General features: G+C 62.8%; 11 protein-coding genes. 10 read left to right on the plus strand and 1 reads right to left on the minus strand.

Annotation, left to right across the window (positions count from 1 at the left end; all coding sequences use genetic code 11):
- Positions 1 to 218: 218 nt before the first annotated feature.
- Positions 219 to 767, plus strand: a complete 549-nt coding sequence (locus tag WKV53_RS20150; RefSeq protein WP_341406597.1) for a PEP-CTERM sorting domain-containing protein — start codon at positions 219 to 221, stop codon at positions 765 to 767.
- Between the two features lie 240 nt (positions 768 to 1,007).
- Complete coding sequence (locus WKV53_RS20155; protein ID WP_341406598.1) at positions 1,008 to 1,673, plus strand: GDSL-type esterase/lipase family protein; 666 nt, start codon at positions 1,008 to 1,010, stop codon at positions 1,671 to 1,673.
- A gap of 46 nt (positions 1,674 to 1,719) precedes the next feature.
- Here WKV53_RS20155 and prfB read toward each other — a convergent pair.
- A protein-coding gene (gene prfB, locus WKV53_RS20160) for a peptide chain release factor 2 (protein ID WP_341406599.1) occupies positions 1,720 to 2,860 on the minus strand; the annotation gives its coding sequence in 2 pieces (ribosomal slippage) (positions 1,720 to 2,781 and positions 2,783 to 2,860; 1,140 coding nt in all).
- Positions 2,861 to 2,989: 129 nt separating this feature from the next.
- Here prfB and WKV53_RS20165 point away from each other — a divergent pair.
- The 8 genes from WKV53_RS20165 (at position 2,990) to WKV53_RS20200 (ending at position 13,370) form a co-directional block, all read left to right on the plus strand.
- On the plus strand, positions 2,990 to 4,648 hold the full coding sequence (locus WKV53_RS20165) for a hypothetical protein (protein WP_341406600.1): 1,659 nt from the start codon (positions 2,990 to 2,992) through the stop codon (positions 4,646 to 4,648).
- Between the two features lie 23 nt (positions 4,649 to 4,671).
- Complete coding sequence (locus tag WKV53_RS20170) at positions 4,672 to 4,947, plus strand: metal-sensitive transcriptional regulator (protein WP_341406601.1); 276 nt, start codon at positions 4,672 to 4,674, stop codon at positions 4,945 to 4,947.
- Positions 4,948 to 4,952: 5 nt separating this feature from the next.
- A complete protein-coding gene (locus WKV53_RS20175; RefSeq protein ID WP_341406602.1) occupies positions 4,953 to 6,146 on the plus strand; it encodes a permease in 1,194 nt (397 codons plus the stop codon).
- 77 nt (positions 6,147 to 6,223) lie between these two features.
- The gene (locus WKV53_RS20180) at positions 6,224 to 6,598 is read left to right on the plus strand and encodes a hypothetical protein (RefSeq protein ID WP_341406603.1); all 375 of its coding nucleotides are present in this window, start codon (positions 6,224 to 6,226) and stop codon (positions 6,596 to 6,598) included.
- Between the two features lie 139 nt (positions 6,599 to 6,737).
- Positions 6,738 to 7,040 (plus strand): hypothetical protein, encoded by a 303-nt coding sequence (locus WKV53_RS20185; protein ID WP_341406604.1) that lies wholly within the window; start codon positions 6,738 to 6,740, stop codon positions 7,038 to 7,040.
- A gap of 7 nt (positions 7,041 to 7,047) precedes the next feature.
- On the plus strand, positions 7,048 to 8,295 hold the full coding sequence (locus WKV53_RS20190; RefSeq protein WP_341406605.1) for a TolC family protein: 1,248 nt from the start codon (positions 7,048 to 7,050) through the stop codon (positions 8,293 to 8,295).
- A complete protein-coding gene (locus WKV53_RS20195; RefSeq protein ID WP_341406606.1) occupies positions 8,292 to 9,968 on the plus strand; it encodes an efflux RND transporter periplasmic adaptor subunit in 1,677 nt (558 codons plus the stop codon). Before WKV53_RS20190 ends, WKV53_RS20195 begins: the two co-directional genes overlap by 4 nt.
- A 6-nt stretch (positions 9,969 to 9,974) precedes the next feature.
- Positions 9,975 to 13,370 carry an efflux RND transporter permease subunit gene (locus WKV53_RS20200; protein ID WP_341406607.1) on the plus strand — a complete coding sequence of 1,132 codons (3,396 nt, stop codon included), beginning with the start codon at positions 9,975 to 9,977 and terminating at the stop codon, positions 13,368 to 13,370.
- Positions 13,371 to 13,388 lie beyond the last annotated feature (18 nt).

Raw genomic sequence — 13,388 nt, forward strand, 5'->3', positions numbered from 1 at the left:
ATCCGAAGGGGCTCCGGCCCTCAGGGTATGAAAATTTCATGACGAAATTCATTGGGGCCGCATGAGTGTGCGGCCCCTTTTCGTTGCCCGGATCGCGCTTTGGTAGCTCCGGCAGGTCTCTTGAATCATGGGGCCACAAGGGGGGGCGGCGACTCCGGGTGAGTTCAGCCATGATCTTGACGGAACTGTCCTGACTGATAGTGGGCTCGATACCTCATATGAAAATCATTGCTCCCCTCGCCATCGTCGCGGCCTCCCTCAGCGTCGTAAATGCCGTTACCGTGACCCTCGTTGGAGTCGCCAATACTCCGACGGGCTTTATCACCTATGGAACGACCACTCTAGCGAGTGGTTCGGCTTATTTCTATTCGTCTTCGGTCGATCTCAATGCCGCCCAGGTCGCCAGCGTCACGACCCGCGCCGCCTTTGAGGCGTTGCTTACCGCCGATCCCGGTCTAGTCCGGGGTGCCGTTGCCTTTACGAACGGAACTCTTGTGAGCTCCGGAGCCACAGAAATGGGCGCCGTCGGCAATAAAACCTATCTCTTTTTTGAGGGTGCCGACGGCATTGGCATCTACCAAGGACCTTCCGTTCCTGCTCTCGGTGCCATCACAATGAACGCGACCACCATGATCGAAGATCTCAAGGGAACTTCGCTCCTACAGAATAACGGTAGCTTCAATTCCGGCTTCCAGCTCGTTCCTGAGCCTTCGATCGCTCTTCTTGGTGCCCTGGGTGCTCTCGGCCTGCTCCGCCGCCGCCGCTGATCCCGGCTCACGGGTGCCTTTCTCGCGTGTGTCCCAAATCTTGGGGACATGACAGATCCCGCATTTTCGGGCAGAGTCTTCACATCCGAAGGGGCTCCGGCCTTCAGGGTATGAAAATTTCATGACGAAATTCATTGGGGCCGCATGAGTGTGCGGCCCCTTTTCGTGTACGGGTGGCGCGGACGCGCTATGACCGGATCCGGTGATGGAAAGCAGCCGGAGCGGCGGTAACGGGAGGCGATGAAGCGCCTGCTATTCCTCCTCCTTTCCCTGTTCCTTCCCGTCCTTGCCTTCGCCGGCCCGGACCCTGATCCGGCCCGCTTCGACAAGGAGATCGTGGCCTTCGATGCCGCGGACGCGAAGACTCCGCCGGAGAAGGGCGGAATCGTTTTCACCGGCAGCTCCAGCATCCGGCTGCTGGACCTGAAGAAGGTATTCCCCGGCCTGAAGGCGCTGAACCGCGGCTTCGGCGGCAGCCACATCTCGGACGTGAACCACTACCTCGACCGCTGCCTGCTGCGCTACGAGCCGTCGCTGGTGATCTTCTACTGCGGGGGAAACGACCTCTGGGACAAGAAGTCGCCGGAGCAGGTGGAGGAGGACTTCGCCGAGTTCCAGCGCCGGCTGTTCGAGAAGTGCCCGCAGGCGAAGCTGATCGTGATGGCCGTGCGGCCGAGCCCGCAGCGTGTCTCGATCCGCGACAAGGAGGCTGACCTGAATGCCCGCTTCAAGAAAGCCGCCGAGACCGACAAGCGCATCACCTACGTGGCCGGCTCCTGCGACCGCTTCGTGGACAAGAACGGCACCGCCATTCCCGAACTCTTCGTCGGCGACGGCCTGCACATGAGCGACGCCGGCTACGCGATCTGGAAGGAGCTGCTGACGCCGCTCCTGCCGAAGTATTGATTGAGGAAGGGAAGCTGGCGGCACGAAGGCCGTGCCGCCTCCACGATCATTCGTCGTCGTTGTTGCCACCCTTCACGCGGACCTTGCCGCGCAGCTTGGCCTCGATGTAGCCATCGATGTCGCCATCCATGATGTTCTGGATGTTGCCGGACTCGTAGCCGGTGCGCAGGTCGAGCACCTTCTGGTACGGCTGGAAAACGTAGGAACGGATCTGGTTGCCCCAGCCGATGTCACCCTTCTCGCCGTAGGCGCGCTCGGACTCGGCCTTGCGCTTGTCTTCCTCGAGTTGGAACAGCTTCGCCTTGAGGATCTCGTAAGCAAGTTCCTTGTTGGCTCCCTGCGAGCGCGCATTGGTCGAGCGGATCAGAATGCCGGTCGGCAAGTGACGCAAGAGCACGCCGGTTTCCACCTTGTTCACGTTCTGGCCGCCTTTGCCGCCGGAGCGCATGGTGGTGATCTCGATGTCCTTGTCGTTGATCTCGATCTTGATCTCGTCGTTCACCTCGGGAGTGGCATCGACGGAGGAGAAGGACGTGTGGCGTTTACCCGCGGAATCGAAGGGCGAAATGCGGACCAGGCGATGCACGCCGCGCTCGTTCTTCAGGTAGCCGTAAGCGTAGTCGCCGGTGATCTTCATCGTCGCGCCGCGCAGTCCGGCACCGTCGCCGTCCTGCCAGTCCACCGTCTCGCAGGCGAAGCCCTTTCGCTCCGCCCAGCGCTGGTACATGCGGTAAAGCATCTGGGCCCAGTCGCAGGCCTCGGTGCCGCCGGCACCAGCCTGAATGATGAGGTAGCACGAGGCCATGTCGCCCGGCTTGTCCAGCAGGGTGATGAGCTCGAAGGAAGCGATGTCCTTGTCGAGTTCATCAGCCAGGTTGAAGGCATCCGCCTTGGCATCGTCGTCGTCGAATTCCCTCGCCAGCTCGATGCCCGCGAGCAGGTCGTCGTAGCGGCCATTCAACTTGTCGAAGGCCCCCATTTTCTTCTTCAGGCTGGCGATCCGCGTGTTGGTGGCGCGGGCCTTTTCCTGATTGTTCCAGAAATTCGGATCACCCATCGCGGCCTCGAGCGAGGCGATTTCGCGCTGCAAGGTGGGGACGTCAAAGATACCTCCCGAGCTGGGTCAGACGGCTCTTCAGAGCGTCCGTATCCAGCGCCGAGAGGTCGGCGGTTTGGTGTTCAGCCATAAGCGGCGGCACGGTGCGGGCGCTGGCGGGGGGAGTCAAGGAGCGTGTCGCGGTGGACCGCTCCGGGGGAGCGGGGCATTTACCGAGCGTTTACGGACAGACGGCGGGCGACACGCTATTCCGAGGCTGATGAAACTCGTTCCTTCGATCGCGCTCCTGTTTGCATGTGCCCTCCACGCCGCCGAGGAGCTGCCGGTGGTGCCGCGAATCGAGTCGGTCGGCTTGTTCAAGAACGGCGTGGCCGTGGTGCGCGCGTCCTTCGAGGCGAAGCAAGCCGGCAGCTATCGATGGGAAGATCTTCCGCGCAGCATCCACGGCAGCTTCTGGGTCGAAAGTGACGGCGTGGTGAGCGTCCGTGCGACGACCCGGATGGTTGCCGAGCCGGCTGCCGGGCCCACGGGCCAACTCCAGCGTGACTTGGCGGGACAGACGCTGACGGTGCGCTTGAAGAAAGGCAGCGAGGGTGGCGAATCCCCGGTAATATCGGGCAAGGTATGGACGCTGCCCGAGCAGCCGGCGAAGAAGACATGGGACAGTGCCTTCTCAAGCCCGCCGAATCCGTGGCTGTCGGTGACACAGGGCGCGCGGATGGAGCTACCGGTGAGCACTGGAAATTTCCTGGTGCTGGAGGGCGAGCGAGGACGGCAGTTCGTGGATCTTGGCTCGATCGCCTCTTTTTCGGTGGATGGCGAGGAGACTCCGGCCACCCGCAAGGTGGAGAAACCGGTGATGGTTTTCGAGGTGGCGGAGCCGCCGAAGGATGGCGGGCGGGTGCGCATCTCCTATCTGGCCCGTGGTCTCGCCTGGGCTCCCTCGTACCGCCTGGACCTGAAAGAAGGAGGCAAGCTGGCAATCCGCCGCAGCGCGGTGGTGAGGAACGAATTGATCGTGCTTCAGGATACCGAGGTGCAGCTCATCTCCGGCTTTCCGAACATCGAGTTCGCGCACGTCGATTCCGCGCTGTGGGGAGGGGCAACGCTCGCGGCTTTCTTCCAGCAGCTCGGCCAGCCCGCGGGCAGTGGCGTTGGTGCGGCATCCCAGCAATTGGTGATGTACAACTCGATGGCTCCAACTGCTGCGGCGACGTTGCCGGATTTCCAAGAGAAGGGCGCGGGCGATGACCTTTACTACGAGTCCGTCGGCAAGCGCAGCCTGGAGCCGGGTGACTCGCTTTCGCTCGAGTTGCCCGCGGCGGAAACGAAGTGCGAGCGGGTGGTCGAGTGGGTGGTGACCGATCCCCGGGACGGCAGGGGGCACTATCTCTCGCGTTCCGAGAAAGAGGGCAACGAGCCTTGGGACGCGCTGAAGTTCACCAATCCCTTTGACTTCCCGCTGACCACCACGCCGGTCGTGATCACCGAGGCCGGTCGGTTTCGTGGCCAGAGTCTCAGCCAATGGGTCAACCCCGGCCAATCCACCTGCCTGCGCGTGACCAAGGCACTCAGCCTGCAGACCCGCTCCACGGAGATGGAAGAAGAGGGACAGCGCGAAGTGGTGTGGGTGGGCGGCAACGACTACCGGCGGACCAAAGTGAAGGGCACGCTGGAGCTGCACAATTTCCGCAACAAGGAGGTGACGCTCGATATCCGGGCGGGCTTTTCCGGTGAAATGCTGGAGTCGGAGGGCAAGCCGGTCACCCGGCTGCGCACCGAAGGCGTCACGAGCGTGAATCCGCAGCGGGAGCTGGCGTGGACGATCAAGCTGGCAGCGGGTGAGGAAAAGACCGTGACCTACCGCTACTCGGTCTGGTGGATCAGTAGGCGTAAAAAAAACGGTTTGCGCTTATGAGAATACCCCCTAGGGGTATGTTCATGGAACGCGACTGCTGCCAGACGAAGCCCCTGCTGGGGCGGGTGAACCGCATTGTCGGGCAAGTCCAGGGGATCGGCCGGATGATCGAGGAGAACCGCGATTGCCCGGAAGTCCTGAACACCATTTCCGCCGTCCATGCAGCGCTGCGGGCACTGGAGGCGAAGCTGCTGGAGGATCACGTGACGCATTGCGTGACCGAAGCCGCCTCGGATCCCAAGCAGCTCGACCGCCGCTTGGAAGAACTCGTCGCCCTCTACAAACGCCGCCTCGCCTGATCGCCATGAAGTCCTGCTGTGATCCCGATTTGCCGGAGAAGGAGCCTGATGCTGCCCCAGCCATCCGGCGTCTGCCCGGACTGAAGCCAGCAGAGCGGGCTGCTTCCCTGCCCTCATGCTGCGCGCCGGTGGATGAGACGAAGCCTTCGTGCTGCGGTGGTGGCGATGACAGCGCTGCCTCTTGCTGTGCTCCCAGCGGCCGCAAGATCGACTGGATCCTGTGGGGCTCGCTGGTGCTCGTCGCTCTCGGAATCGCCGGGCATTTCATCGGAACAGGCCCGGAATGTTGGAGCACGTTCGCGCACGGGAGCTGGGAGTTCATGTCGAAGTCCTGGTGGGGACTGCTCGCGGGAATCGTTGCGGTCGGTGTGATCGGACAGCTACCGCAGGAACTGGTGTCCGGGTTGTTAGGGAAGAGCGGCAGCTTCACCGGCATCCTTCGCGCGGTGCTCGCGGGCACGCTGCTCGACCTCTGCAATCACGGCATTCTCATGGTGGGCGCACAGCTCTACCGGAAGGGCGCCTCGCTGGGGCAGACGCTGGCCTTCCTGGTGGCGAGTCCGTGGAACTCGCTTTCGCTCACGCTGATCCTTGCCTCGCTGATCGGCTGGAAGTGGATGCTGATCTTCATCGCGCTCTCGATGGTGATTGGGGTTCTCACTGGCTGGCTGGCCGATCGCTTGGTGAAGCGTGGTGTCTTGCCCGCGAACCCGAATCATCGCGAGCTACCCGAAGACTTCAGGTTGGGACCGGCTTTTCGTGAGGCGTTCTCGCGGGTGAAGCCGACTGTCGCGAACCTGAAAGCGATCACGCGCGATGGCCTGAAGGAATCGCGGATGATCCTGCGCTGGATTTTCTTCGGGGTGGTGCTGGCTGCGGCGATCCGGGCGTTTGTGCCGCCGGAAAAATTCAAGATGTTGTTCGGTCCTACTATGCTTGGCCTCACGCTGACGCTCATCGCCACCACTGTCATCGAGGTTTGCTCGGAAGGCTCCAGCCCGATCGCCGCGGATTTGCTCAAGGGTGCTGCCGCCCCTGGCAATTCCTTCGCCTTTCTGATGGCCGGGGCCGCGACCGACTACACCGAGGTCATGGTGCTGCGTGAAGTGACGAAGTCGTGGAAGGCCGCGCTCGCGCTTCCCTTGCTCACCGTGCCTCAGGTGCTGATTCTTTCCTGGCTCCTCAATCAATGGGGCTGACCCTCGTCAAAGCTTCTCTTGTCCCGCGCTCATCTTGCGGCTAGGAATATCCCGAGCCTTCAAGTCTCCCAAGACCGGTGAATCCATTTCGCTCCATCCTTGCGACCCTCATGGCGCTGCTGATCGCAGTGCCATGGTGCTGTTGCTCGGCGGAGGCGAAGGAGGCACCGGGTGCCCGGCCGTGCTGCGTGGAAAAAGCGCACAGCCAGGATTCCGGGAAGCAGGAGAAGTCGCCCTGTCCCTGTGCCTGCAAGGCGAAGGAGCCGAGCGATGAGGTGAAGAATCCGACGCTGCCCGTGGCGGCGGTGCTTCCCTTCGTGCCGGTCGTTCCAGATCTCTCCTGGCTGGTGCCGCCGTCACCGGTGGACCTGCCGGTGCTGGCCGGGTCTCCGTATACCGGCAGTGACCCGCCGCGCCTGCTATTGGCGCGTTATTCCCGGTGGCTGAATTGAAGCCGGGATCGTGAATGCTTGCGCCCCTGCGGCGTTGGCTTGCTTCGCGTCCATTCGACGCACCTCCGCGCCCGGCCGTATTCCGCCGCGATGGCGGAGACACTTGAGTTCCCATCACGATTCCAATTTCATCATCATCATGAAACCACTTTTCATTTTCAGCTCCCTCGCCTTCCTCCTCAGCGCCTGCAACAAGCAGGAGAAAGCCGTCTCGGCCTCATCCACGACTCCCGCGCCGGCACCCACGGCCGCGCACGCCGGGGCCAAGCCGTATCCGCTCAATGTCTGCCTCGTTTCCGGCGAGAAGCTCGGTGGCATGGGCGAACCCGTGATCATCGTCCACAACGGACAGGAGATCAAATTCTGCTGCGAGCACTGCCAGCCGAAGTTCGAGAAGGACCCGGCGAAGTACTTGGCGAAGCTCGAAGCGCCCAAACCCTGAATCCGCCATGAACCGCACCTTCATCGCCTTGGCGATGGTATCGGGGTGCTTGCAAGCGGCCGAGCCCCAGGTGGTGGATGCCGGTTTCCTCGCGCGCATGCGCGCGGAAGCGGTACGCCATCATCCGGCGGTGGCGTCCGCTGGCTTGCGCGCCACCGCGGCCGGGCAAGACGTCGGCACCGTGCGCCTGTGGGACGATCCCATGGCAGGCCTGTCGCTCATGGCGGCCCCGCGCGAAATGCGCAGGGATGATGGCGACGTGTTGGTCGGCATCGAGCAACCGCTGCCCAAGCCAGGGCTCTATGCCGCCAAGCGCTCGAAGGCGGAGGCAATGCAACGCTCCGAGGTCGAGAAGTTCCATGGCTCCGCTCTCGAGATCGGTGCGGAGGCGGCGCGTCTTGCGATCGAGCTGGCGCTGGCCGACGAGGCGATCGAAGTCCAGGCACAGCAGCTTTCGTGGCTCGGCGAGATGGCCGAGAACGCCCGCCAGCGCGCGCTCGATCCGGCTGCCACCAGCGTCGATGCCCTGCGCCTTGAAAGCGAGCTCGCCAGCGAACGACAGATGCTCGCGGGGGCCAAGCGCACCCGCGAGGGCCTGGGCGCACGGCTGAATCTGGTGCTGGGCCGCGCCCTTGAATCACCGTGGCCACCCCTCGCCTTGCCGGACCATCCGCCGCCGGTGCCGGTTGCTTCGGCAGAGATTGCCCGCATCGCCCGCGCGAATCCGCAGGTCCGCGCGATGCGTGAAATGACGGCGGCGGCCAATGCCGAGACACGCATCGCCGATCGTGAGCGGCTGCCCTCCGTGGCGGTCGGAATCGAGAGTGCGATGTACTCGGGTGGCGACTACCGCAGCACCACAGTCGGCGTGAAGCTGAACTTGCCGTGGTTCAATGACCGGTCCTACCGCGCCGCGATCGATGCCGCGAAGACCCGCGAGAAGGCGGCGGAGAAGGATGTCGCGAGCATGCAGCTCGAAATTGCCGGGAAGGTCCAGGCTGCCGTCACCGAGGCGGCCACGGCTGCTGCCCAGGCTCGCGCCCACATCGACGAAATTCATCCGAAGATCCAACAGACCAGCGACGCGGCCCAGGCTGCCTGGATCAACTCGAAGTCCATGCTCACGGATCTGCTCGATTCGCATCGCATGTTGCTCGCCTCGCACCTTGAGGAGCGGCGCCTGATCGCCCTTCAACTCGCCGCCTTGGAAGAACTCAACCTGCTCGTGCCTGCCCGCACGCCTGCCAAGCCATGAAGACATTCCTCGCATTCCTGATCGGTGCCGCGATCGCCACCACCGCGACCTGGCTCGTCGTCCGTCCCCACGACGGGGTCGGTACATCGGCGGCCGGCGCAAGCCGCAAGGTGCTCTACTACCAGAGCGCCATGCACCCGTGGATCAAAAGCGACAGGCCCGGCCGCTGCACCATTTGCGGCATGGAGCTGGTGCCGGTCTATGAGGGTGAGAAAGGCTTCGATGAAGCCGGTGGCGAAAACGTGGTGGCCCTCACGCAGAGCCAGGTCCAGGTGCTGCACGTCGAAACCGCGGCCGCGACGATCGAGCCGTTGACCCGCACGCTGCGCGTGGCTGGAACGGTGGATGACGATGCCTCCCGGCACCGGGTGCTCTCCGCCTATGTCGATGGCCGCGTTGAGAAGCTCCATGTGAACTACCTCGGGGCCGATGTGAAGGAAGGGCAGCCGCTGGCCGACTTCTACAGCCCTACCTTGCTGCAGACCGAGCGCGAGTACCGGCAACTCGGCGGCGAGCTGAAGAAAAGTGCCGCGCTCCGCCTGAAGCAGCTCGGTCTAACAGGCGAGCAGGTCGCCGCCGTGGATTCGAAGCCCGCGGAAGCGCTCACCAGCGAGATCCTCGCGCCGATGACTGGCACCGTGGTTTCGCAAAACGTGTATGAAGGCCAGTACGTCACGATGGGCGAGAAGCTCTTCGAGATCGCCGACTTTTCGACGATGTGGTTCATGTTCCGCGCCTACGAGATGGACATGCCTTGGATCGAACTGGGGCAAAAGGTCATCGTCACCACGCCCGCGCTGCCGGGAAAATCCTTCGAGGGAAAAGTCACCTTCATCGATCCGAACTTCGAGGAAGCCACGCGGTCCACGAAGATCCGCGTGGAGCTGTCGAACCCGCTGGTGAATGGTCGTCGCGAGTTGCTCCATCGCCTCTACGCGGATGGTGAAGTCGAAGTGAAGGCTCCGGCGGTGCTTGGCGTTCCTCGTTCCGCGGTGATCCAGATGGGAGCCGAAGCCGTCGTGTATGTCGATCGCGATGGCGGTGCCTACGAACGCAGCGTGGTGAAAATCGGCCGTCGCGGTGACGCACGCATCGAGGTTCTCTCCGGACTCGCGGAAGGCGATCGCGTGGTGACCAACGGCAACCTGCTCATCGACGGGCAAGCTGAAATGAATCGCACGTTCATGGCGGGTGCCACTCCGGCAACCACGGTACCGGTCGAAAAACTCGATGACAACCAAACGAAGTCGGTGGCCGCCTTCTTGAAGGTCGCCGATGCAATGGCTGATGCCCTGGCAGCCGATGACCTTGCCACCTTCAATGAGGCGAGCAAGCCGGCGATGGGAATCACGGCTGCGATGACCAATGCCCTGGCGGGTCGCTCCGGCAAACTCGCGGAACTCGACAACGCTCGGCATTTCCACGGCTCCGACGATCTCGCCGCCGCCCGCAAGGCCTTCCACCGCTTCTCGCAGGCGGCGGTGGCTGTGCTCGAGCCCTTGCGCAAGGGTGAAGGCATGCCGGCCTTCCGCGTGTGGGAGTGCACCATGGCGGATGAAGCGATTCCCGGTGTGTCGAAGAAGGCGCGCTGGCTTCAAACCGCCGACCGGCCACTCGGCAACCCGTACTTCGGCAAGTCCATGCCGAATTGCGGCAAGGAGGTCCAACCCTGAGCTGCCATGATTGAAAAGATCGTCGAGTGGAGCTTGAAGAACCGCTTCATCGTCCTGTGCGCGGCTTTGTTCGTCGTCGCAATGGGCGTGCGCGCGGTGCGGCTGACGCCCGTGGATGCCATCCCGGATCTCACCGAGAACCAGGTGCTCGTCTACGCCGACTACATGGGTCGCAGTCCGCAGGAGGTCGAGGACCAGGTGACCTTCCCGCTTTCCACCGGACTGCAAGGGGTGGCGGGAGTGAAGGAGGTGCGCGCGAATTCAATGTTCGGCTTCTCGCTGGTGACCGTCCTCTTCGAGGATGGCGTCGACACCTACTTCGCCCGGGCGCGGGTGCTGGAGCGGCTGAACTTCCTCCAGAGCACGATGCCATCAGGGGTGACACCGCAGCTCGGGCCGGATGCCTCGGGCCTCGGCTGGGTGTATCAGTACTACCTCGACGTTGATCCCGCGAAGGCGAAGGACGGCGGCTACGACCTCGCCGAGCTGCGCTCGTTGCAAGATTGGAACATCCGCTACCAGCTCGCCAGCGTCCAGGGCGTGGCCGAGGTCGCCAGCATCGGCGGCTTCGTGAAGCAGTACCAGATCGAGCTCTCCTCCACCCGCATGCGTTCGGCGAACGTCACCATGATGGAGGTGATGACCGCCGTCCAAAATGCAAACCTCAACGTCGGCGGCAAGGTGGTGGAAGAGAATGGCGCGGAGTTCGTGCTACGCGGTGTCGGGTTGGTGACGTCGAAGGAAGACCTTGAACTTGTAACCGTGAAAGCGGTGGAAGGCACTCCGGTCTACCTGAAGGATATCGCCACCGTGCAGATCGGCGGTGACTTCCGCCGTGGTGCGCTCGACGTGAATGGCAAGGAGGTTGTCGGAGGCACAGTCGTCATGCGCACCGGCGAGAATGCCAAGGCGGTGATCGAGCGGGTGAAGGAAAAGATCGAACGGATCGCACCGAGTTTGCCGCAAGGCGTGACGATCCGTTCCTTCTACGATCGCAGTGAGTTGATCGACCACACGGTTGACACGTTGAAGCACGCGTTGGTTGAGGAGATCATCCTCGTGACCTTGGCTCACGTCATTTTCCTGTGGCACTTCCGCAGCATCCTCATCGTCACCTTGCCCTTGCCGATCTCGATCCTCGTGTCGTTCCTGCTGATGAAGGAGTTCGGCATCACCAGTAACATCATGTCGCTGACGGGCATCGCCATCGCCATCGGTGTGCTGGTGGACGCCGCGATCGTGGTGACGGAAAACGTCATCCGCCATTGCGAGCGGGCCGAGGATGAAAAGGGTGGCAAGCTGGATGCCCGCGAGACGTGGGCGGTGACCCTGGCCGCTTGCAAGCAGGTGGGCCGTCCCATCTTCTTCGCGATGGCGATCATCATCCTCGCCTTCGTGCCGGTGTTCGCACTCACCGGACAGGAAGGGAAGCTCTTCCACCCCTTGGCCTTCACCAAGACCTTCGCGATGATCGGCTCGACCCTGCTCGCGGTGACGCTGGTGCCGGTGCTGTGCTCGCTGCTGGTGCGCGGACCTTTCCATTCCGAGGACCGCAATGTGGTGATGAAGTTCCTGCTGCACCTCTACGAGCCGGTGCTCAATTGGGCGCTCAAGCACCGCAAGACCGTGGTGGCGCTGGCGATGCTGATCCTGACGTTCTCGCTGCTGGTTGCCTTCGGCTTGCCACGGGACACCGTGAAATGGCTTCGCGACTCCGGCCATCCGCGGACGGCGAATTTGGTGACCGGTTTCGGCAAGGAGTTCATGCCGCCGCTCAATGAAGGCAGCCTGCTTTATATGCCGGTGATGATCCCGAAGACCGGACTGACCGAGATCCAGCGAGTCATGTCGTGGCAGGACGAGGTGATGAGCAAAGTGCCGGAGGTCGCATCGGTCGCGGGCAAGCTCGGCCGCTTTGAGACCGCCACCGACCCGGCGCCGACGGAGATGCTGGAGACGACCATCATGCTCAAGCCGGAGTACATTCCCTCCGGCCACTTTGGCGTGAAACGCAATCCCGAGTGGCGGGAAGGGATGACCGTCGAGAAGCTGAAAGCCGAGCTCACTGAAACCATGAAGCAGGTGCCCGGTTACGTGCCCGCCTTTCTCCAGCCGATCGAGAATCGCATCCTGATGCTCTACACCGGGATCCGCGCCCAAGTCGGCGTGAAGATCTACGGCGACAACCTCGACAAGATCCAGAAGAAGGCATTCGAGGTCGAGGCTCTCATCCGCGGCATCGAAGGTTCCACCGGCGTGTCGCCATCGCGAGTGCAGGGGAAGCCGTACCTGAATATCCAGGTCGATCGCGAGGCGATGGCGCGCTACGGGCTATCGGCCAAGGATGTGCTCGATGCCGTGGAAGTCGCCATCGGCGGCAAGAATGTCAGCACCACCATCGAAGGGCGGCAGCGTTTCCCGATCCAGATCCGTGTGCAGCGCAGCGAGCGCGACGACATCGAAAAACTTAGCCGCATCCTCGTCGCTGCCCGGCCGGGGATGAGTGCTGCCACCTCTCAGGCTGGCCGTGGTGGCATGGCGGGCGGAACGAGTGCTTCCGCGGCAGGCGCGCCGTCGAGCGAAGCCGAGGCGACGGTTCCCTACATCCCGCTTGGCATGGTTGCGAAGATCACGCGTGAGGTGGGCGCGAACGAGATCGCCTCGGAGAACGGACTGCTTCGTTCCTACGTCCAGGCCAATGTCCAGAACCGTGACCTTGGCGGCTTCGTTCAGGAGGTGGAGCAGAAGCTGGGCAAGCTCGATTGGGGAGGTATGACGTGGAAGATGACCGGCGAGTATGAGAACCAGCGCCGCTTCGTGAAGACGATGCAGCTCGTGTTTCCGATCGTGCTGCTGATCATCTTCGTGCTGCTCTATTTCGTCTATCATAGCGCGCTGGAGGCGGCCCATGTCATGCTGGCCGTGCCCTTCGCTCTGAGCGGCGGGGTCCTGTTGCAAAAGCTGCTTGGCTACAATTTCAACGGTGCCGTGTGGGTCGGCTACATCGCGCTCTTCGGCACAGCGGTGCAGACCGGCGTCGTGATGGTCGTATACCTTGAGGAGACGGTGAAAGCCCGGCTCGCGGAGAAGGGCGAGTCCTTCGAATACGCCGATCTGGTCCAGGCGGTGAAGGATGGCGCCCGGCTGCGGCTTCGTCCGAAGGTCATGACCGTGGCCACCATCGTGGCGAGCCTGCTGCCGATCATGTGGAGTCACCGCCAGGGTGCAGAGGTGATGAAGCCGCTTGCCACCCCGGTGATCGGAGGGATGATCTCAAGCCTCGTTCACATCCTGATAGTCACACCGGTGATCTTCCTGTGGCTGCGTGGCCGCGAATGGCGACGGGGCTCCTTGCAGGCGTCGCTGGGGCACGCTTCCGATCTTGAACAAGTAAGAGAATAGTCCATTGGTAAAGGGTCT

The organism is Luteolibacter sp. Y139, assembly GCF_038066715.1.
Taxonomy (GTDB): Bacteria; Verrucomicrobiota; Verrucomicrobiia; order Verrucomicrobiales; family Akkermansiaceae; genus Haloferula; species Haloferula soli.

What these genes read in the sequence shown, in the direction of transcription:
- WKV53_RS20150 (WP_341406597.1), top strand. Translation starts at nt 219, where the DNA reads ATGAAAATCATTGCTCCCCTCGCCATCGTCGCGGCCTCCCTCAGCGTC.
- WKV53_RS20190 (WP_341406605.1), top strand. Translation starts at nt 7,048, where the DNA reads ATGAACCGCACCTTCATCGCCTTGGCGATGGTATCGGGGTGCTTGCAA.
- WKV53_RS20165 (WP_341406600.1), top strand. Translation starts at nt 2,990, where the DNA reads ATGAAACTCGTTCCTTCGATCGCGCTCCTGTTTGCATGTGCCCTCCAC.
- WKV53_RS20175 (WP_341406602.1), top strand. Translation starts at nt 4,953, where the DNA reads ATGAAGTCCTGCTGTGATCCCGATTTGCCGGAGAAGGAGCCTGATGCT.
- WKV53_RS20200 (WP_341406607.1), top strand. Translation starts at nt 9,975, where the DNA reads ATGATTGAAAAGATCGTCGAGTGGAGCTTGAAGAACCGCTTCATCGTC.
- WKV53_RS20170 (WP_341406601.1), top strand. Translation starts at nt 4,672, where the DNA reads ATGGAACGCGACTGCTGCCAGACGAAGCCCCTGCTGGGGCGGGTGAAC.
- WKV53_RS20195 (WP_341406606.1), top strand. Translation starts at nt 8,292, where the DNA reads ATGAAGACATTCCTCGCATTCCTGATCGGTGCCGCGATCGCCACCACC.
- WKV53_RS20185 (WP_341406604.1), top strand. Translation starts at nt 6,738, where the DNA reads ATGAAACCACTTTTCATTTTCAGCTCCCTCGCCTTCCTCCTCAGCGCC.
- WKV53_RS20155 (WP_341406598.1), top strand. Translation starts at nt 1,008, where the DNA reads ATGAAGCGCCTGCTATTCCTCCTCCTTTCCCTGTTCCTTCCCGTCCTT.